The following is a 21,521-nucleotide window of genomic DNA, read 5'->3' as shown; positions in this document are numbered from 1 at the left end:
TTAATTCAAATTGATTGTCGCAATTACGCTTCCTACGTCAACCGATTCAATCTCACCTTTGAAGTTTCTACGTTCTACTCTTTTTACTTCAATTACATAACGGTCTCCTGCTTGCGCTTGTTGTGCAAGGCTGGCGATATTTGCACCATTACCACTTGCTACCATACTGTTTACACGCTTACTACCACGAGCAAGGCTGATTTCAAACTCAGCTACACGGTAAGCAGCATCTTTCGGGTTAGTAGTCTTAAAGTTTTCATCAGCTGCTGCCACTGCATTGATTACACGTAAACCTGCTGCCGACTCTCCTTTTTTCTCGTTTAATCTTGTACCCGACTGATTAGTGAAATAAACAGTTGGCTTAGGTACACGACGTACTTTGAAAGGGAAATCTTTCAGTTTATAACCACCATTAGTAACGCTTAGCACTACCTGTGCCGAGTTAGGTACAACGGTTACTTTTCCGCCACCACCCGGAATAAACTCAGCGCCAGAACCTCCGAAAGTAGGAGAATACAATGCACCAAGACCCGGCGAAGAAGTTTGCAATTCGTTAGCACATTTGAAATACAAAGCAGGTAAGGAAGCCGACTCTAACTGAACAGAAGGCTGTAATACTGTATAAGATTCTTCTCTGGTAACTGTTTTCATGCTTCCATCAGGCGCAGGATAAGATACACTTGCTGTATAAGAGCGTTTCAATTGTCCGTTTTTATCAAACTCACCGCCTTGTGCTGTAAGTTCGTAGATACCTTTACCGTCTTTTACAGGCACTGCACTACCATTGATGCTGATACGTGGAGTAATAGATTTTGAATAAGCTCCGATGGCTACCTCTGCATGGTATTTCTGGCCAGCCACAACGGCACGGGCATCAGGAATAACCACAGCAAAGATTTCATCAAACTTAATTTCTTTGATACCCACCTGGGTTGCTAAGTATTCTAATACTTGACTTTCTATACGACGAACTTCCGATTGTTTCTGGCTTAATACCGCCAAAGCAGCCGGAACCGGTGTCTGAGCAAAATACAATTCCGCAAAATCTTTGTTTCTTGTTGATGCATCTGTTTTAGAAAGTGCCGGATCTTTAGAAGCGTCAATAGCTAATTCAGGAAACTTAGAATTAGGAGCAGCAAATTTCTCTAGTTGCGTAGCAAAATCATTAAGTCTTTTCTTTAACTCATAGCCTTTACCATTTTTATTAGCCCCAACCATCAAAATTGCCACTTTTTCTTCTTCCGAAGGGTTTTTCACTCCGCCTGTTACTGGGTCTAACCCTCCTCCTGCATTAATAACTTCTTGTTTTAAACCAGCAATATAATTATCCAGTTCACTAGTTATTTTTCTTACATCATTTGCTTGGCGCAACACATCTGCATATTTAGCACCACCGGGATTCTCGGCAATTTCCTTTCTGATTGCGCCTACTGACCTTTCATTAGTTTCGTTTGCTGCTGCATTTGATCTTTCTATACTATTATTCAATAGTTGAAATTTCTGTAAAATAGCATTACTTATCTGGAGTGCCAACATTGCCGTCAGAACCAGATACATCATGTTGATCATCTTCTGACGTGGTGACTCTTTTCCGCCTGCCATATATATAGTAGTATTATACGGTTAGTAAAAATTTAATTTGAATTGCTTTATCTCTCAAGGCTTGCTAACAAACCCTGAAATGATAAAATCTGTAAAGATTAGTTACCTCTCATTGCTGTCAACATACTGCCGTAAACATTGTTCAACGAGCTAAGGTTGTTTGTCAATTTAGTCATTTCAGACTTAAATTGTTGTGTTTCCTTAGAGGCTTCGGCCATATCTTGCATAGCGGTAGTCAAGTTGCTGTAGAAAGCATTCATTGCTTTCAGGTGCTTGTTGGTATCTTGCAATTCTAACTCATATACGGCGTTAAGGGCACCCATGTTTTGTGTAATTTTACCAAATTGTGCTCTGTATTCTTGTGCATCTTTGGTAGCATCGGCCATGCTGTTCATTGCTGTTACGGCTGTTCCATAAGCACTGTTCATAGCTGTTACTTGTCCGGCGGCTGTTTTTACATTTTTAGCGTATTCGCTTGTAGCTACGGTAGCATCGCTCAAATCAGACATTTTAGCTACCTGGCCTGTTAAGTTCTGGATACCTGTTTTAAGGTTATCAAATACATCAGGTGTTATTCTGGCATTTGCCAACATATCGTCCATTTTAGCAGTTAAACCAGCACCTTGTGTTGAAACCGGGGCACTTCTTTTTACAGGTTCACCTGTGTAATCATCAGCTAGTTCAGGATAAGCTCTTTCCCATTGATATTCTACCGGAGGGAAAAGGAAAGATTGAATACCATATATAACGAAGATTAAGGCTTCTACTGCGAGTCCGATGGGAAGTAAAGGCGCTAGTACATCGTAGTGCATGATTTTACCCATTGCACCCAAGATTACAACTGCCGCACCCAATGCATAAATTGTTGGTATGAATCTATCCCAAAAGAAACTTGTACTACTATTCTTTGCTGCCATTTGTTTAAATAAATTAAGAGTTTTATTATGTTATCAATAAAAAGGTTATTCAGTCACGAAATAAAGAATTTGTTGTTCTAATAAAAAAATTAAAGCAACAAATTTTATTCAAAGGATTATGGTATTTTATTTAACGCATATTTGAATCCTGTATTTTGAAAGAATCATGTTTTTTATGTATGCCATCAAAAAAATTGCGAAATATGAAGCATAGCATTCTATAAAGAATACACAACCTTCATACTTCGCAATCAATTATTCATATTATTCTCTTCCAGGAACGCTTCCCAGACGGTCCATTACACAACGGAAACCGATATAAGAACGACGCTCGTTACGATATTCGTAAGTATTTGTACCTGTTTCAAGGAAATAAGCTACATCTTTCCACGAACCACCTTTAATTACTTTTCTTGGCTCGTTTTCATCATTATACACAGGGTTTAAGTCCCATGTAACCGGCATATACGATTCTGCGTAAGCATCTTCACACCACTCTGCTACGTTTCCGGCCATGTTATAAAGACCGTAGTCGTTCGGGTTGAAGGCATTTGACGGAGCCGTGTACGGATAGCCATCGGCCCGGTAATTACCACGATACGGTTTAAAGTTTGCCAAGAAGCAGCCTTTACCATTAGCTACATAAGGGTTACCCCAAGGATACTTCGCACCTTCTTTGCCGCCACGTGCAGCCCACTCCCACTCAGCTTCTGAAGGCAAGCGGAAACGTGGAGAACGGAAAGACTTATGCTCTGTTAAATAAGTATTGTATAATTTTGAACGCCAATCGCAGAAATATTTAGCGGCATCCCAGCTTACACCTACTACCGGATACATATCGAAAGCAGGAGACGAATAATAATATTCTGTCATCTGGTCGCCGTTATGGTAAGTAAAATCTTTTGTCCAAACTGATGTATCAGGATACAACTGAGACATAATAAATTCTTCGCCAAGTACCGATACTGAGTCTTCAATCATTCTGTTCATGAACTGACGATACTCATGGTTAGTAATCTCTGTGTCGTCCATATAGAAAGGCACAATTGTTACTCTCTTGTTCATAGAAACACGCGCCGACAATACATCTTCATCTGCTTGTCCCATCATTAAAGACCCCGAGGGAATCAACACCATGCCATCTGGAGAAACCTGTTTGTAACCTTTACGGGCAAAAGCATTAATTTGCCCATTACGGATACCGTCCATCCCAGCTTCTTTACTACCATCTTTTCCTTTCTTTCCACCAAATAAACCACCAAGTGGGCTCTTTCCAGAACCACAGCCTTGCATTATAATAATTGGGGCAACGATTAACAGACTTTTAAATAAGGTCTTAAGCATTTGCTTGTTCATAGCGTAAAACAAGTTAATAATCTATATTTTGGGGTACTTACTCTATTTTTTGTAAAAACGAGGCTTATGAAAATATTATTGTACTAACAGACAAAGTTATAAAAAAAATCGGATTTTTCGGATAACCTTCAACCAGTATAGCAATTATTAAGCCAAAAAGCGGTAATTCAATGCATTATTGAACCATCTCGGTTAATTTTACAAAGTCTATATTGAAAATTTAATCAATCCTTAAAGAAAGGTAAAAGACAAGCCTTTTTTATTATTAAGTGGCATAAATTATGCCAGAATGATAATCTGAAAGCCCCAATAATGAGAAGACAAATGAAAATTTGCCTACGTCTACCAATAGCATTTTTTTCCTGAACTATTCTTCAATTTTTTCCTGCCTGAAATACTATACTGTTTATGCGCTGATATGTATATAAGGTTACAATGATTGCAAAAAACAGTTATGTTTATACAAGTTTAGTAAATATCGTTTCTCTAGTTTATAAACGCTAAAATATGCATTTCATTATATAGCTCAATTATATATTTTTATCAAAATGAGCTATTCTTGCCTGTAAGGCGAATTAATGCTCGTTTTAAGCATAGAGTTTTTATCAATACCGGTATCTTGGTGTGCGAATAATTGACTTTTTACCTGCTCTTGGTGGTGATAAAGCATAGCTAAGCAATATTTCGTGCGAAGTAGCACTTTTGGCCTGTGCGCCGCCTACAATAATGTCTAGAGCATAGCCTACTCTAAGGCTTCCATTCAAAATATTAGCTCCTAAAAGCGCCGATACGGCATCACCCGTACGGTAGTTTGCTCCTACCCAGTATGTATTATCGTAAGTTGCAATAGCCCCTGCCGAAAAAGTGGTGATACTCATATTGCTCAGGTTTGACTGCACAATAAACATCGGAGTTACATCAATCATATACGATACACCAAAAAGCATTGAACCTGTTAAATAAGCACTACGGTCAAGCTGATGTTTTGCAGTTTGCGCACCAAGGGCAAATTGAGGTTGATTAATATGATTTACAGAAAGACCGAGTGAGTAATTGGGGCTATATAAATATGCACCTGCGCCAAAGTCAAAAACCGACTCAGTTATTGAACCCGTAGTAGGAATATTAGGGTCATTCTCGTCTCTTGCCCGTAGGCGTCCATAATCAAGGCCTCCGGTATAAAGCCCTCCGTTTACACCTAAAGCCAATTGGCTACCTCCTACCGGGATATGATAGGCATACGAAAGTTTTAAATCCCGCTGAATAGTTGCTCCTATTTTATCATTTACGAAAGTAAGCCCTACACCGCTTTTTATCATTTTCAGTGGCATATTGGCCGATATTACCTGCGATACGGGCGCACCGCCATCATTGGCTGTTCCTTGATAACCTGCGTATTGTGTTCGGTAAATAGCCTGAAAACGTGTAACATTCTCTGACCCAGCAGTGGCCGGATTGAAGAATAACTGATTAAAATAATAGTGGGTAAATTGCGTATCTTGTTGAGCAGAAGCTGTAAAAAGTGTCAATGACAATATTACAATGTAAATTTTTTTCATAGTAGGCCAGGGGATATTTCTGTTTTTCCTTGAGCAATATAAGCAAATATACTATTTGTAATATTATAACGAAAAAAATTAGGCTAAACTTGTAGTTTAGCCTAATAAATTCTATCCTAGATGATTCGCTTTTTTGATGTAAAGCTCTAGTGCTCCGGTCATTGATGGAGCATTAGGCAGCGGTGCTTCAATATCAAGTATATAGCCCGCATCACGAATGGCCTTGGCTGTTGTTGGGCCAAAAGCTGCCAGTCGGGTATGGTTCTGTTGCCAGTTCGGGAAGTTATGGTCTAACGACGTGATTCCTGAAGGGCTGAAGAAACATATAATATCATAGAAAACTTCTGTCAAATCAGATAAATCGGCAGGTACAGTTTCATACATAATTGCTTCGGTTAAATGAAGGTCATTACGGTTCATGAGATTAGGGATCTCGTTGCTTCTGATATTTGAACACGGAAATAAGAATTTCTCATTTTTGTGTTTCAGAATCAATGATTCTAAATCAGCCGCTGTTTTCTGCCCTACAAAAATTTTACGCTTTCTTATAACAATATATTTCTGTAAATAATTAGCCGTTTGCTCCGAAATACAGAAATACTTCATATCAATCGGTATTTCGATGCGTAATTCTTTGGCTATTCTGAAAAAATTGTCCACGGCATTCCGGCTTGTCAGAATAATAGCAGTATGTGCTAAAATATCAACTTTCTGACGGCGGAAATCACGATGATCCAAGCCATTAACCTCAATAAACGGGCGAAAATCTACAGTAAGGTTGTATTTTTTTGCGAGTTCAAAATAAGGAGACTTTTCATCAGTCGGCCTTGCCTGTGTTACTAAAATGCTCTCAACTTTACGGAGGCGTTCTTGAAGAAGTTTATCTGTGATTTCACTCATCCAAATTGCGGGGTTTCAAGTACAGAGTTTATTTCTGATATTAATTTTCAACAATCTATTGAATAACTATTTAACAATTTTATTCACTAAAAAGTTAAATAGCGAACCTGATTCCAAGTATAATCGGCAAAAGTTCTACGATGCAAAGGTACGAAATTAAATATAGACTTTGTATAGGAATACTTCGATTTATCGTAAAATACAGGATTAAGAACCTGATAAGATAGAATAAAATGACTGGCGTAAACAGATATGAGGCCCAGTCTAAATCTATCGGAAAATACTCTAAAAACAAAATCAACAAGGCCAATGAAAAGAAAGTAAAGAATATAATAGACGATTGTATGATTTTGAAATAGTGCAAATCTACTACCTTTTCAAGGTTAAATAGCTGCCCAATAAGGCTAATAAAAAAGTACTTGAAAATAAGTGCCATAAATACGGCAAGGCATATTCTGAAATAATTAGAGGCCAATACGCCGAGGGTTTCGCCCTCTTGCAAAAACGCTCGTGCACCAAACAGATAAATACCTTTGCTTTGCAGCAACATACACAAGAAACTTATAATCATGGCCAGCATGACAATAAACATGATGTTCATGCGACTCAGGGGCTTACTTATTAAAAAGGTCTGGTCTCGGAGCAGGGTATTAAATAAATCTCTTATATTATAGTACCGCTCAAATGCTCTTACGTAAGAGTTTGACAAATAGGTGAATATCACAAGTATAAATACCGACACCAAAACAAAATAGTTTTTGTATGGTGTGGGTGTACGAGGCTGCGCTTTAATAGTTGATTGGTCAAGAACAATCGTTTTTTGGTTTAACTGGCGCTTATAGCCCAGATACATCTTTTTATCATCAATATTAGGCGAACCATAGAGTGTAATGTATATCTGTGGTTGCTCATATACTTTATACAAACTATCTATATTGAGTACTAACCATTGATTAACGGGGATTTTCTGCCGTAAAGAGCCATTGATAAACAAGAAGTTATCTTCTTTCTGAGCATGAATCAGCAGGTTGTATCCTCTATTGCTTTCAATATCACAGAAAACCGTGTGTGAAGGGTAATTAAGGTGTTGCTCGGCTATATAAGGAACATAAGCCTTGTGGCGGTCGTTATATACCTGCCAGTCATCGTGGTAATCGTGTACCAGATAATATCCTCCGTTTGGCCCAACAGTTCCAGCAAACGAATTAAAAGAAATCAACAGGAAAAGTATATAAAGGCCCTTTTTCAATCTATTACGAAGAATTTTTCCGCAAAATTAACAAAAAAAAGGTCAGATTGCTACATCTGACCTTTATCATCTATTAATTTTTTTCAATTATGCTTTACCAAGGGCTTTTAGCATAGTAGCACCAATATCAGCCGGAGAAGCTACAACGTGGATACCACACTCAGCCATGATTTTCATTTTTGCAGCTGCAGTATCATCAGCACCACCGATAATTGCTCCTGCATGACCCATACGACGGCCTTTAGGGGCTGTTTGGCCAGCAATAAAGCCTACTACTGGTTTAGTACCGTGCTCTTTGATCCAATGAGCTGCTTCTGCTTCCATACCACCACCAATCTCACCTATCATAACAATACCTTCTGTTTCAGGGTCGTTCATCAATAGTTCTACTGCTTCTTTAGTAGTAGTACCAATGATTGGGTCACCACCGATACCGATAGCGGTAGTTTGTCCTAAACCAGCTTTAGTTAACTGGTCAACTGCTTCGTAAGTAAGCGTACCCGATTTTGAAACTACACCGATGCTTCCTTTTTTGAAGATAAAGCCAGGCATGATACCTACTTTACATTCTTCGGCTGTAATAACACCTGGGCAGTTAGGGCCAATCAAACGAACGTTTTTGCCTTGAATATAAGATTTTGCCACAACCATGTCTTTAGTAGGAATACCCTCAGTAATACAAACGATTACTTTGATACCCGCATCAGCCGCTTCCATGATAGCATCTGCTGCAAAAGCCGGTGGCACAAAAATAATTGAAACATCTGCTCCGGTGGCTAATACGGCTTGTTCAACTGTATTGAATACTGGTTTGTCCAGGTGAAGTTGGCCGCCTTTTCCGGGAGTTACACCACCTACTACATTAGTACCGTATTCAATCATTTGACCGGCATGGAAAGTTCCTTCAGAGCCAGTAAAACCTTGTACAATTATTTTAGAATTTTTATTGACTAAAACGCTCATTATATCATTGATTAGATGATTAGTAGAATTTTTTACACTCAAAAATAGGGTGTTGTATAAGCAAAACTTATGCTAACCTCATTTTTACGTAAAAGTAGCTTGAATTGGCAGAAGTGCAAAAGTTTTTTTAATCCAAAAATATCATCGTTGCGCACAAAAAACATAAAAAACTGATAGTCAGACTATTACAGAATAAAAATTATCTGTTAAAATTCAAATACCCTCAAATTCTTTACAATTGGATAAAAAATGGGCTGAATAGATGCAGAAACGAAAAGTTTAAAGATAGGGTCGAAAAGATGGTTTGTAAAAACAAACACATGATGAATAAGCTTGAATAGATGATGCAAATATAGCATATTTCTCATAAAAAATATAAACTATGAAAGAAAACTTTACAGAAACTTGTTTTAGCGGATACAAATCTGGCTTTAACACTCTTACAGTCAGTGGTTTATAGCTTCAAAAAAAACTTTTTTTCTGGCAAATTTTATGTTTCAGACTACCGTATTTAAAGATAATTTTGAATCATCAATCGCTTTCATTCAAAAACCACTAAATTTGTAGCTTCTTGAATTAACAATATTTCTTTTATCTTCTCAATGACCGTTCAAACCAACGTTTCTCTTAAGCCTTATAATACTTTCGGAATAGAAGCTACTGCCAGATACTTTGTAGAAGTGTCGAATATCGAACAATTACAGTCTATTCTTCAAAACCCTGAATACCAAAGTATAGAACGCTTAATATTAGGCGGGGGTAGTAATTTGTTGTTGACGAAAGATTTTGAGGGCCTTGTGATAAAAATTGCCATTAAGGGCATTGAAAAAATTAAAGAAGATGCGCAACATATATGGCTAAATGTAGGTGCCGGCGAAGTATGGCACGATTTAGTGATGTATTGCGTAGACCATGATTATGCAGGTATAGAAAACTTATCGTTGATACCGGGCACTGTAGGTGCCGCCCCTATGCAGAATATAGGTGCTTATGGCATAGAAATAAAAGAAGTATTTGAAAGCCTTGAAGCCATTGAGATAAAAACCGGAAAAAGCAGAATCTTTACGAAAGATGAGTGCGCATTTGGCTACCGTGAAAGTATCTTTAAACATGCAGTAAAAGGTGAATATGTAATTGTAAACGTACGTTTCAAGCTTAACAAAACACCTGTGTATCATGTAGAATATGGTGCTATTAAAGATACATTAGCCGAAAGAGGCATAGAAAACCTGAGTATAAAAGCCATAAGTGATGCAGTTATCAGCATTCGCCAGAGCAAATTGCCAAACCCTGCCGAAATTGGCAATGCGGGTAGTTTCTTCAAAAACCCTGAGATTCCGAAAGCACAGTTTGATGTATTGAAAGAAAAGTATCCAACTATTCCTTCTTATCCTGTCAATGAAACAACTGTGAAAGTACCTGCGGGCTGGCTTATTGAACAAGCAGGTTGGAAAGGCCAACGCTTTGGCAATATTGGCGTGCACGCCAAACAAGCCTTGGTTTTGGTAAACTTTGGCGATGGTAAGGGGAACGATATAAAAGAGCTATCTCAAAAAATACAGGACTCTATCAAAGAGAAATTCGGAATTCAGCTACATGCTGAAGTGAATTTTGTTTAGTTATTCAAAAGCCCAATTATGCCCTCAAGTAAACTCACTCTATCGGGTCTGGGGGCACTTGCATTAATTAATTTACCTTCTTTATCAATAATAAGGTATCTCGGAATTGAATCTACATTAAAGTATTTTTCAATAAGCGAAGGCTCCCCTACTTTGCTTAATAAAAAATTCTGCTCAGCCGTAAGCTCATATTTCTTTAGCCCCTTCTGCCAGGCATCTGCAGTATAATCTAATGAGATATAGACTACCTTAATGTCTTTTCCCGTTGGTGTCAATTTTAGTTTTTTTGAATAAGGTAGCATTTCAACACAAGGTCCACACCAGGTTGCCCAGAAATCGACGTAAATAATCTTTCCTTTATTAGCATCTAGTATTTGCTGCAGGCTTATTTCGTTATTACTTGTGGTCAATAATTTATAATTCAGCACTTCATCAGGAATACTAACAGGATGCCTATTAATAAATGACATTATTTTTTTACATAAACGCTTATATCCAGCATCTGACAAACCGGCTTCTGTTTTGTCAACAATTTCATAAAAAGCAACTGTCTCTTGCGGCTTAATGCGCCGTGAATAAGACTTTAAAAATCCTGTTTTCAGCCACTCCTGATGTGGCTTATCAAATTTTGAATCTATAAAGGCTATTATGCTGACAAGTTTCTGTAATCCGACTTGAGTGCCTGAAGTATCAGCATAGAACTCAACAAATTTTTGCATAAAATCCTGATAAGCCCTTGAACTAAAAGCCTTATTAGTAAAAATATAAGCTTGATTTACCTCACTTAAATAATCATCAGGTATACTGGCACCTTGCAGTTTTTTGTTAAAAATTGGGGTATATACATTCTGATAATTCAGAAAATAAACTTCTGATTTTATGTACTCGTCAAAATCGGGAGATGTTTTATGCGTACGCTGAAAGTTCTCAAGCAATTGCAGATTATCATGAAAAGTGTTTTGTCTGATTGAAATTAGCAAGTTAATGTCTGGAGTTGACCTAAGCACAGGTAAGTTATAAACAGCTTTGAGCGAATCGTAGAAAATGTAATTGCCTGGGTACTTGCTTGTAAAAGTCATATTATTCAATGAGTCGATTACAATGCTCAGGCTATCGGTCTTATCTAAAAAAAACATTTTATTCTTAAGCTGAAAAGGTATTGAGCTGGCAAGATTTAGAGAAGCCTGAATATTTTCTACTCCTCTGCTCTTATACACCATTGTATCTACTTGCAGAAAATAATCAAAGTGTGGTATATAAAAAGTAGACTCTGCTTTATGCTGATATACATTCAGTGATACTTGAGCAGAACAAAAGTTTGTAACAGCCCAGAAAAGGATAAATAAGGAGTTTCTAGAAGATTTAGTCATAGCAAAATTGTGTCAAAGCTTAAGTTGATATAAAAATAGGAGTCTTTGTACAGATATGCAACCGCTAATCTATAAATTTCGGCCATTTATCACTGCTCAAAACTTTTTTTAAATTTCTACGCAACCCTGCTGACAACTTTCTGCATCTTGTTTATGAAAAGCAACAAAAAAGACTTTTTAAAAACTCCGCGGCAGTTTTTCTAAATATATCAAGTACAGACCTTTTAAATGATTACAATTATGAAAACGCTTGTAAAAACAATCGCCGCTTTAGCTGTTGCCATGACCGTGAGTTTAGGAGCTACAGCACAAGAAGAAGACCACTTCAGCCCTTCAGAAAATAAAGAACATAGCAAAAGCTATGACGATGACAATACAGAAAAACATTACGAAAGAAAATACAGCAATCGTAATATGTTTTCTCGCAAAGACTTCGGTTTATATTTAGGTTTGAACACCTACGAAACCAAAAGTATGCCTGAGTTAGACAATTGGAACTCTCGCTATATAGGTTTAAGCTGGAAGAAAAACCACCGCTTGATTACCGGAAAACAAGTTGATGTAGCTTTAGGTACCGGATTTGAGTTTGCCTGGAACAACTATATGATGAAAGATAATTTCACATTAGCTAACCAAACCGTAGGAGCCGATTTTGTAGAGATAAAAGGGCAAGTACAAAAATCTAAATTAGTAGTTACCAATTTCAATATACCTGTTATGTTACAGTTTGGCTTCAAAGAAAGCCATTGGGTATTAGGTTTAGGAGCTTATGGTGGTGCAAGAATTGACAGCTATACCAAAGTAAAAGGAGAAAACGGCACGAAACGTGTGCATGGAGCCTATAACATGAACAAGTTTCACTATGGCTTTGCTGCCGAGCTTGGTCACAAAAACTTTACCTTATTTGCCCGTTATCAAATGACACCAATGTTTAAAGAGCCAAACCCTGTAAATGGCAACAGTATCATGTTTGGTATCCGTTTGTAAGCATTCTTGAATAAAGCTAAAAGAGTCTCTCGTATATCCACTAAGGTTACACAGAGGCTCTTTTTTTCTGCTTGATTGCACTCTTAGATTTTTGAAAAATCTAAAGGCTGAATATCAGGCTCAACGTTTGCTAAACGAGCTTTTGTTGTAAAAAGATAATCCTTAGAATAAAAAATAAAAGCGTTTGTTCTATCAGCGTATTTGCTTTGCAAGAATTGGTTACATACCTGCTCGAACGAGCGTGCACCAACTGAATATTTCTCCCAGAACTCATTCAATAACCATAACCAGAAAACCGTAATGGTATCATGATACCCACTCGAATCGGTATTCATACCTCCAGTTGATTCATTATAGACCGGAATATTTAATCGCATTTCAGCCAAAGCATTTTCGTATCCTAATTCAGCTACATGCCATAAGCCTGTAATCAGATGCGCCTCGTGTGTCCACTCTTTGGCAGGAAGTGTTCTGGCTCGGAAGCCCTCAACAATATGATTGAATTCTTGTTGAGTAGAAGGAATAGGATAGTACATAATAGCAAATTATATTCTGAATAACTCACAAAATTCACTTTAATAATATTGATTTCAAAATATTGAAGTTGTTTAGTATTTTAATTTCTTTTTAAAAATAGGGGTGTTTTGAGCGAGACAAATCAAATAATGAAAGCCCGAATGGAATTCCATAGCAGGGCTATGATTGAAATTATTTGATGAAGTCGCAGACAAAACAACACATTTTTAAACGAAAGAAATAATACTAAACAACTTCATTGATTCGGCATTCTTTTTTAAGAAAGTATTTTATCTATATTTGCCAAAAAACTAACATACTATGAGCGATATTTTTGACCATACTTTACTTAAAGTTATACAAGTAGCCATTTCCCTTTTCGCTGGTGTACTTTTTCTGCAGTCGGGGCTTGATAAAGTGTTTGATTTCGGCGGTAACAAATCTTATATACAAAGTGTATTTGCCAAGACTTTTCTCAATAGTGTTTCTACTGTTTTGTTTATTACAATCACTATTCTTGAGGTGGCAGCAGGTGCTACAAGCTTTCTGGGTGGTATTTTCTATTTTATTGAAGGGCAGGCCGATTTTGCGGTGTTAGGTCTGGAGTTATCAATGCTTGCTATTTTATGCCTTTTTACGGGGCAGCGCATTGCTAAAGATTATGCAGGGGCAGCTTCTTTGGTTAGTTATTTCTTATTGATGGTGTTTGGGCTTTACCTACATACTTTGCAGGGTTAAAAAACAGTTTTAAGCATAAAAACTATGCTTAGAACCATTCGCTTTGCATATCTATAGTTACCTGGTCTGCACTTAAAAGGCGTTTCATTAATGAATCGGCTTTTACGAGTTCGTATTCATAAAAATAACGAGCCGTCATTACTTTCCCCTGATAAAAATCATGGTCTGCAGCATGGGCTTGAGCAAGGCTTTGTTGAGCAATAATTGCTTGCTTAAGCCACTGCCAGCCAATGGTAATGACGCCAAACAACTCCAGATATAGTGTAGCATCAGATAAATATTTTTCGATTTCGCCTTTTTGTGCCAAACCCAGCAAATGTGCTGTAACCTGCTGAGCTTTGCCCAAAGTTTTTTGTAATTGCTCAGCCAAAGGCTTTAATTCGCTTATTTCTAAAGCTTCTGCAAGCGTTTTTCTTACTTCTTCAAAGAAAATCTGTGCGGCTTTGCCCTGATGTATTGTAATTTTTCGACCCAGTAAATCAAGCCCATGTATGGCCGTAGTACCTTCGTGTATCGGGTGGATACGTGCCTCACGATAATATTGCTCTACCGGAAAATCGGTTGTATAACCCGCACCACCCAGAATCTGAACTGCGGCACTTGTAGATAAGCAACACATTTCAGACGGATACGATTTGGCAATAGGCGTTAGTAAGTCTAATAATAACTGTGCTCTTTCTTTGGTTTCGCCTTCGGCTACATGTGCAATATCTGCCAGCTTACTACAATACATCAATAAAGCAAAAGCGCCTTCGGTAACAGCTTTCTGGAAAAGCAACATCCGCTTCACATCAGCATGGTTAATGATGTTTGTCTGAGGTTTAGTAGGGTCTTTCTCCGAAATTTTTCGACCTTGTGGGCGCTCTTTTGCATAAGCCAAAGAAGCCTGATAAGCTGCCGTACCAATAGAAACCGCATTTAAACCAACACCTATGCGGGCTTCGTTCATCATCTGAAACATATAACCCAAGCCTTTATGCGGTTCACCTACCAGATAGCCCTCACAATCATCGTTTGAGCCAACCATCAGATGCGCAATAGGCGCGCCTTTGTAGCCCATTTTATGATACACACCGGCAGTAATTACATCGTTAGGTGTCAATTCGCCATCTTTATCAAGCCTTTGCTGAGGTACTACAAACAAAGAAATACCCTTTGCACCCAGCGGTGCTCCTTTGATTTTAGCCAGCATCAGGTGCACTACATTATCGCAGGCATCATGGTCTCCGCACGAGATAAATATTTTCTGTCCTTTTAGTTTATAAACACCCTCTTGTTCGGTAGGCTCTGCCAGTGTTGTAATATCAGATAATGAACTTCCGGCATTAGGTTCGGTTAGCGCCATAGTGCCTTGCCACTCGCCGGAATACATTTTTGGGGTAAAGGTCTCTATTAAAGCCTTAGAACCAAAGCTACGAATCAGATTAGCGGCTCCGGTTGTTAGAAACGGAAAAACACTTGCCGAATAATTGGCAGTCTGAAAGATAAAACCTGCTGCATTAAGTATTGTTGCAGGGAGTTGTTGTCCGCCTTCATCATACGAGAAACCAGCGTTAATCCAGCCATCTTGCCCGAATTGCTTTACAATTGGTTTCATGCCGGGGTGTACCCTTATCTTACCATCTACTAACTGCGGCTCTTTACGGTCCATTTGTGTCAGGAGCGGATACAGCATTTTTTCGGCTATCTGCTGGGCGGCATCCAGCACCATATCGAACGATTCACGATTATGGTCCTGAAAGTATGGATATTGCGTAAGTGCTTCGCTATGAAGCACTTCATATAGGTTAAACTGAATATCTCGCTTTGAAAAAAACATACTATCTTCTTCTTCGTTTGCCTTTATCTTTGTTCGAACTGCTTTTATCTGAACTACTCGTAGAACTTCTTTTTGAACCACTTCTACCTCCATCACTCCTTGATGAGCCGCCTCTACCTCCATCGCTTCTTGATGAAGCACCTCTTCCGCCACGCCCGTTAGATGAACCTCTTCTCGATTTAGAAGTCATGCCTGACGATGATTTAAAGGCTTTTCCAGCTACGCCTACCAGTTCTAAGTCCATGCTTCGGCGCTCAAGGTCAGTAGCTTTTACACGTACTTTTACAGCCTCGCCAAAAGTAATGATTCGTCCGGTGCGTTTACCTACAATTCTGAAATTCTCTTTATCTAATTCATAGAAATCATCGTTCAAATCAGCCAGACGTACCATGCCTTCGCAACTGGTGCTTGTAATTTCAACAAAAATTCCGAAGTCGGTTACACCTGTTACAACCCCATCAAAAATAGTCTGGTGGTCTTGCATACTCATGTACTCCACTTGCTTATATTTAATTGAGGCACGTTCTGCTTCAGCAGCCAGTTTCTCACGGTCTGACGAATGCTTCGATTTCTTTTCGTATTCTTCCAGACTTGGGGCTTTTTTCTTATCAAGGTAATTTTGCAACAAGCGGTGCGCCATCATGTCAGGATAACGACGGATTGGAGACGTAAAGTGGCTATAATGCTCAAAAGCCAGACCAAAGTGCCCAAGCGGCTCAGTTGTATAGCGTGCCTTAGACATGGTTCTTACGGCCAGTTGCTCCAGCACATTTTGCACGCCTGTACCTTCTACCTCTTCCATCATTTTATTCATGGTAGTCGATAGCCCTTTCTCCGAATCAGTTTTAATAGTAAAACCAAGACGTGCGGCAAAATTGGCAAAATTCTGCAATTTTTCCGGATTTGGTGGTTCGTGCGTGCGATATACCATCGTATTGCCGCTCTCTTGTTCTTCGCCCTCTTTTTCTTTACCTTTCTTTTTGCCCAAATTAAAGACAAACTCAGCCACTTTTTTATTGGCCAATAGCATAAATTCTTCAATCAATTTATGCGAGTCTTTTCTGATTTTCAGTACTACGCCAAGCGGCTTGCCTTTCTCATCTAATCTGAATTTTACCTCATTGGTTTCAAAGTTGATAGCTCCTTTTTTGAAACGTTCTTTTTTCAGAATTTTTGCAATATGATTAAGCGTATGTAAAGGCTTACCGTATTTTGATGTTATTTCATCTGTCCATACCTGCTCGTCTTCTATTTCCAGAATCTCCTGTGCCTCTTCGTAGGTAAACCTTTTGTCAGAATGAATTACCGTACGGCCAAACCACTCTCCTACTACACGTCCATCGTGGCTCATTTCAAAAACTGCCGAAAACGTAAGTTTATCTTCATTTGGGCGAAGCGAACAAAGGTTATTTGATAGTTTCTCTGGTAACATCGGAATTGTTCTATCTACCAGATAGACCGAAGTAGCACGATTCAGAGCCTCTTCTTCTAATCTTGTATTTGGTTTTACATAATGCGTTACGTCAGCAATATGTACACCTATTTCGTAGTTTCCGTTCTCTAGCTCTTTGAAACTCAGTGCATCGTCAAAATCTTTGGCATCATGAGGGTCAATCGTAAAAGTAAGAATATCTCTGAAATCTCTTCTTTTTTTAATTTCTGCCTCTTCGATAGCCTCCGAAATTCCCTCAGCTTCTTCTTCAATTTCTTTCGGGAATCTGATAGGCAAGCCAAACTCTGCTAAAATGGCGTGCATTTCAGCGTTATTTTCACCTGCTTTACCTAAAATTTCTATTATTTCGCCTACTGCCTGTTGGGTATTGGTAGGATACGAATGAATTTTTACAATAACGAGGTCATTTTTAGTAGCCCCATTAATTTTATCTTTCGGAATAAAAATATCTTCGTGCAGGCTTTTGTGGTCGGGTTTTACAAGGGCATAGTTGCCAAATACCTGTACTTTTCCTACTATCTCACTCCTTCCTCTCTCTAAAATTTCTATTACTTTTCCTTCGGGGTTATCGCCTTTGCGGTAAAACTCTCCGAATGTTGCTACTTTTACTAAATCGCCATCTATGGCGCCATTCAGGTCGTCGGCACTTACCCATATATCGGGTTTGCCTTCTTCATGTCTGATAAAACCAAAGCGTTGATTGACGTGGTCGAGACGACCAACAACCGCATTAGCTTCGGCATCGACAGTGTATTTTCCTTTTTCTACCTCATATATCTTACCTTCTTGCTGCAAGTCTTCTATTACCATACCAAAAAGCTGTTTTTCCTGCTTATTGCGCACATCATAATGCTGAAAAAGATCTTGCAGTGTATAAGGTTGTGTGGTATTAACCGACAAAAAAGCCAGAATCTCGGCCTTTTGTTGGTCATAATATGATTGATGTTTATTCTTTGCCATTTTGTTGTGTGGCGAATTCATTATCCGCCTGTTATAAATTTTATTATTTAGTTTGGTTGAATGATGGTAATCAAGTTGTGTGTCTATAATAATCTGGTTTACTGCCACTCATACATCGGATTAAGCGTAGGGTCCCAGTTTGGATAAATCTTAAAATGTTTTTTCTGAACTTTATCTAAGAGAATATCACGCAACTCGCTGATATTTTCTTTGTGCTCAGCCGAGACAAACACCACATTCTCGGTGTTTTTAGTCAGATAACTCTTTTTCAATTTTTCCAGATTCCGTTGCAAGTCATCTTCTGTTATTGTTTCCAGATGCTCATCAAGGTTCTCTTCCGACTCAGGTTTAAAGAGGTCTAGCTTATTAAATACCAACACGGTAGGTTTCTCAGCAGCACCGATTTCGGCCAATGTTGAGTTTACTACCTCAATCTGCTCTTCAAAAGCAGGATGCGAAATATCTACTACATGAATCAAGACATCGGCTTCACGAATTTCATCTAAGGTAGATTTAAACGATTCAATAAGCGTTGTAGGTAGTTTTCTGATAAACCCTACTGTATCGGTCAATAGAAATGGAATATTTCCTAATACTACCTTTCTAACAGTAGAGTCGATAGTGGCAAATAATTTGTTTTCGGCAAATACCTCGGCTTTTGCCAGTCGGCGCATCAAAGTAGATTTGCCCACGTTGGTATAACCTACCAAAGCAACACGCACCAAGCGGCTACGTTCTTTACGACGAGTAACACTTTGCTTATCTATCTTATCTAATTTATCTTTCAGAAAAGCAATTCTATCCTGCACAATCCGTTTATCGGTTTCTAATTCTTTTTCTCCCGGACCACGCATACCAATACCCCCTTTCTGGCGGCTTAAGTGAGACCACATACGGGTAAGGCGAGGAAGCAAATACTGGTATTGCGCCAGCTCTACCTGCCGCTTGGCCTGGTCTGTTCTGGCACGTTGCGAGAAAATATTCAGAATTAATAAACTTCTGTCAAGAATCTTTATATCCTTAAAAGCCGCCTCTAGGTTACGTACCTGAGAAGGCGTTAGGTCGTCGTCAAAAATTATCGTATCAACCGGATTGTCGATAATCCAGGTTTCAATTTCTTCAAGTTTACCTTTACCGACAAACGTTTTCTGGTCGGCTCTATCCAGCCTTTGTACAAATGTTTTTTTAGTAACAACTCCGGCTGTGGTAGCCAAAAACTCTAATTCGTTGAGGTAGTCGTACGTACGCTCAGCGTTTTGTTTCTGCGTAATCAAACCAACCAATACAGCGGTTTCCTGATGTTTTGCAGTAGAAAAAATGGGTGAATTAAGCAATTTTAACTAATATTTGATTTCCTTAAAAATAACTACTAAACTATATGAAAAGTTTCTACCCTAAATTACACGTTCTGAGCAGATTATATTCCATAGAGTATCTTACTTAAAAGCAATACAGAAAAGCCGAAAGTGGAGAAGAGTAAGCGACTTTTTCCTGTTTACCTTTGTTTTTGCCAAAAAAACGGGCTTTTTTTGGCAAGTATATAAATATAACAAAAAAAAATAAATTAATTACATTTTTTTTTGAATAAATTTACGCACAGATTTGAAGTACGTATAATAAAGGGATACAAAAATAATTTATTGACTATCAATTATTTGCAAAAAAATATATCCCCTTAATAAATAAAACAATAAACTTGGCATAGTTTTAGAATGTTAATTTCAGCGTTACTAAGCATGAAAAAAAGTAAAACAGTTATTTTATTGGGTGTTCCTTTAAGAAAATTTCTATTTTAATTGCGTTTTCATGTTTTATATCATAAATTGCGCTACTTAACCGGAGTACCCGCAAAGTTTAAATACAGATACACAATTTGAGGAATTGCATGCGGAAAGTGAGGATTATTTGAGTATCACAAAACTATTTAACTTTGCTCAGAGAGATTTCATTATGATTTTGAAATTTCTCACTTGGAATCGAATCCAGATAGAGCTTATACATGGATTATTAGGAAAGCACGTAAGTCGGAATCCCTGTCACTATTTTTGAGGCAGGGATTTTTTTTATTCTTAAATTTGTATTACTCATTAAACTTTTACCAACAAAGCGCTTCGCATTTAGTGCATTTGTTATAACAAAGTTCAGTTTATAAGAGTATACTATATATACTCTACTCAATAGTTTAAAAGCATATGAAAGAGAAAATTGCAAAAAAGATTGATGTATTTAATAAAAAAGCAGGGTTTGAGTATTTCTTCCTGGAGAAATATGATGCGGGAATGGTATTGACAGGCACAGAGATTAAGTCGATTCGGATGAATAAATTTAATATGACCGATGCCTATTGTTTTTTTGTAGATGGTGAGCTGTTTGTAAAAAACCTGAATATATCTAAATACGACCAAGGCACACACTATAACCACGAGCCGCTGCGTGACAGAAAACTCTTATTAAAGAAAAGAGAATTGAAACGCCTTGATAATAAACTGACAGATAAAGGTTTAACGGTGATTCCGACACGCTTGTTTATTAATGATGGCGGATTAGCTAAATTAGAAATCGCGCTGGCAAAAGGTAAAAAACTCTATGATAAGCGTGAGAGCATTAAAGAAAGAGATGTTTCTCGTGAACGCATGAGAGACGAATAGTATTTACTTGCACCAAGCCAGTATTAACCACAAAAACTTACAAAACAGATGCGCCCTAACCGATTGAAACAACTCTGGAAAGAAGATAAAACCGTAGTAAATGCCTGGGTAACGATTCCGTCGTCATGGACAGCCGAAGTTCTGGCTCATTCGGGCTTTGATGCCATGACTATTGACGCACAGCATGGGCTGGCAAGCGACCACATGACGATTCTGACCATGTTGCAAGCTATTTCTACTACTGATACTGTGCCTTTAGTGAGAGTTCAATGGAATGACCCCGCTACACACATGAAAATGCTTGATATGGGTGCTTATGGCATTATATGCCCTATGATTAACACCCGTGAAGAGTCGGAAAGTTTTGTAGGTGCATGCCGATATGTACCACATGGCTACAGAAGTTTTGGCCCTGTAAGAGCGAGTGTATATGGTGGTGAGGGCTATTTCGAGAAATCAGCAGAGGAAATAGTAACAATGTCGATGATTGAAACAGCAGAAGCATTAAAAAATGTAGACGATATTGCCAAAACTGCTACCATGACTGGCCTGTATGTAGGCCCCTGGGATTTAAGTATATCAATGCGCCGCCCTCGTCAAGGCGATTTTGATGATATTGAACTACTGAAAGCTTTTGAGAAAGTACTGAACGCCTGTGCAAAAAACAACATCATTGCCGGAATCCAATGTCCTTCGCCTGAGGCAGCTATAAAAATGTCGGAAATGGGTTTTAGATTTGTAACAGCAGCCAGCGATACCACTTTACTTAAACATGGGGCTGTTGATGCCGTAAAACGTTTTAATAATAAAGAAACCAGCGCACCGAAGAACGTAAGTAATCCTTACGCTTAAAATTATAGCATAC

The 21,521-nt window shown here is 38.3% G+C and carries 17 protein-coding genes; 5 read left to right on the top strand and 12 right to left on the bottom strand.

The features are described from left to right. From porM to sucD, 7 genes are all read right to left on the bottom strand, one after another. Complete coding sequence (gene porM, locus WAE64_RS03815) at positions 1 to 1,602, bottom strand: type IX secretion system motor protein PorM/GldM (RefSeq protein ID WP_340234805.1); 1,602 nt, start codon at positions 1,600 to 1,602, stop codon at positions 1 to 3. 98 nt (positions 1,603 to 1,700) lie between these two features. After that, complete coding sequence (porL, locus tag WAE64_RS03810; protein ID WP_340234803.1) at positions 1,701 to 2,519, bottom strand: type IX secretion system motor protein PorL/GldL; 819 nt, start codon at positions 2,517 to 2,519, stop codon at positions 1,701 to 1,703. 264 nt (positions 2,520 to 2,783) lie between these two features. Continuing rightward, on the bottom strand, positions 2,784 to 3,875 hold the full coding sequence (gene porK / locus WAE64_RS03805; protein WP_452124570.1) for a T9SS ring complex lipoprotein PorK/GldK: 1,092 nt from the start codon (positions 3,873 to 3,875) through the stop codon (positions 2,784 to 2,786). A gap of 605 nt (positions 3,876 to 4,480) precedes the next feature. After that, a complete protein-coding gene (locus tag WAE64_RS03800) occupies positions 4,481 to 5,434 on the bottom strand; it encodes a PorP/SprF family type IX secretion system membrane protein (RefSeq protein WP_340234799.1) in 954 nt (317 codons plus the stop codon). Between the two features lie 111 nt (positions 5,435 to 5,545). After that, entirely contained in the window at positions 5,546 to 6,334 is a 789-nt protein-coding gene (locus tag WAE64_RS03795) for a uroporphyrinogen-III synthase (RefSeq protein ID WP_340234797.1), read from the bottom strand. A 94-nt stretch (positions 6,335 to 6,428) separates the two neighbouring features. Further along, positions 6,429 to 7,583 carry a DUF4271 domain-containing protein gene (locus WAE64_RS03790; RefSeq protein ID WP_340234795.1) on the bottom strand — a complete coding sequence of 385 codons (1,155 nt, stop codon included), beginning with the start codon at positions 7,581 to 7,583 and terminating at the stop codon, positions 6,429 to 6,431. An 87-nt stretch (positions 7,584 to 7,670) separates the two neighbouring features. Beyond that, positions 7,671 to 8,546, bottom strand: a complete 876-nt coding sequence (gene sucD, locus WAE64_RS03785; RefSeq protein WP_340234793.1) for a succinate--CoA ligase subunit alpha — start codon at positions 8,544 to 8,546, stop codon at positions 7,671 to 7,673. A gap of 602 nt (positions 8,547 to 9,148) precedes the next feature. Here sucD and murB point away from each other — a divergent pair. After that, positions 9,149 to 10,165 (top strand): UDP-N-acetylmuramate dehydrogenase, encoded by a 1,017-nt coding sequence (murB, locus tag WAE64_RS03780; protein WP_340234791.1) that lies wholly within the window; start codon positions 9,149 to 9,151, stop codon positions 10,163 to 10,165. Here the strand turns inward: murB and WAE64_RS03775 are convergent. Continuing rightward, positions 10,162 to 11,535, bottom strand: a complete 1,374-nt coding sequence (locus tag WAE64_RS03775) for a TlpA family protein disulfide reductase (RefSeq protein ID WP_340234789.1) — start codon at positions 11,533 to 11,535, stop codon at positions 10,162 to 10,164. The genes murB and WAE64_RS03775 overlap by 4 nt on opposite strands. Positions 11,536 to 11,775: 240 nt before the next feature. On the opposite strand from WAE64_RS03775, the gene WAE64_RS03770 reads away from it, so the two are divergent. Further along, complete coding sequence (locus WAE64_RS03770; RefSeq protein WP_340234786.1) at positions 11,776 to 12,522, top strand: porin family protein; 747 nt, start codon at positions 11,776 to 11,778, stop codon at positions 12,520 to 12,522. 83 nt (positions 12,523 to 12,605) lie between these two features. On the opposite strand, the gene WAE64_RS03765 is transcribed toward WAE64_RS03770, so the two are convergent. Further along, positions 12,606 to 13,058, bottom strand: coding sequence for a hypothetical protein (locus WAE64_RS03765; RefSeq protein ID WP_340234784.1), 453 nt, complete (start codon positions 13,056 to 13,058; stop codon positions 12,606 to 12,608). Between the two features lie 301 nt (positions 13,059 to 13,359). Between WAE64_RS03765 and WAE64_RS03760 the strand changes: the two genes are divergently transcribed. Further along, positions 13,360 to 13,776, top strand: coding sequence for a DoxX family protein (locus WAE64_RS03760; protein WP_340234782.1), 417 nt, complete (start codon positions 13,360 to 13,362; stop codon positions 13,774 to 13,776). A 28-nt stretch (positions 13,777 to 13,804) separates the two neighbouring features. On the opposite strand, the gene WAE64_RS03755 is transcribed toward WAE64_RS03760, so the two are convergent. The 3 genes from WAE64_RS03755 to hflX all read right to left on the bottom strand — a co-directional run bounded on the left by WAE64_RS03755 (position 13,805) and on the right by hflX (position 19,342). Beyond that, positions 13,805 to 15,595 carry an acyl-CoA dehydrogenase gene (locus WAE64_RS03755; RefSeq protein ID WP_340234779.1) on the bottom strand — a complete coding sequence of 597 codons (1,791 nt, stop codon included), beginning with the start codon at positions 15,593 to 15,595 and terminating at the stop codon, positions 13,805 to 13,807. Between the two features lies 1 nt (position 15,596). Further along, complete coding sequence (rnr, locus tag WAE64_RS03750; RefSeq protein WP_340234777.1) at positions 15,597 to 18,008, bottom strand: ribonuclease R; 2,412 nt, start codon at positions 18,006 to 18,008, stop codon at positions 15,597 to 15,599. A gap of 98 nt (positions 18,009 to 18,106) precedes the next feature. Continuing rightward, the gene (gene hflX / locus WAE64_RS03745) at positions 18,107 to 19,342 is read right to left on the bottom strand and encodes a GTPase HflX (protein ID WP_340234775.1); all 1,236 of its coding nucleotides are present in this window, start codon (positions 19,340 to 19,342) and stop codon (positions 18,107 to 18,109) included. An 858-nt stretch (positions 19,343 to 20,200) separates the two neighbouring features. On the opposite strand from hflX, the gene smpB reads away from it, so the two are divergent. After that, complete coding sequence (gene smpB / locus WAE64_RS03740; protein WP_340234773.1) at positions 20,201 to 20,656, top strand: SsrA-binding protein SmpB; 456 nt, start codon at positions 20,201 to 20,203, stop codon at positions 20,654 to 20,656. Positions 20,657 to 20,704: 48 nt separating this feature from the next. Continuing rightward, positions 20,705 to 21,508 carry an HpcH/HpaI aldolase family protein gene (locus WAE64_RS03735; protein WP_340234771.1) on the top strand — a complete coding sequence of 268 codons (804 nt, stop codon included), beginning with the start codon at positions 20,705 to 20,707 and terminating at the stop codon, positions 21,506 to 21,508. The last annotated feature ends 13 nt before the right edge of the window (positions 21,509 to 21,521 follow it).

The sequence above is a fragment of the Emticicia soli genome (assembly GCF_037860775.1).
Classification (GTDB): Bacteria; Bacteroidota; Bacteroidia; order Cytophagales; family Spirosomataceae; genus Emticicia; species Emticicia soli.
Note: the sequence above shows the minus strand (reverse complement) of the source record. Positions and strands in the feature narration are given on the sequence as shown.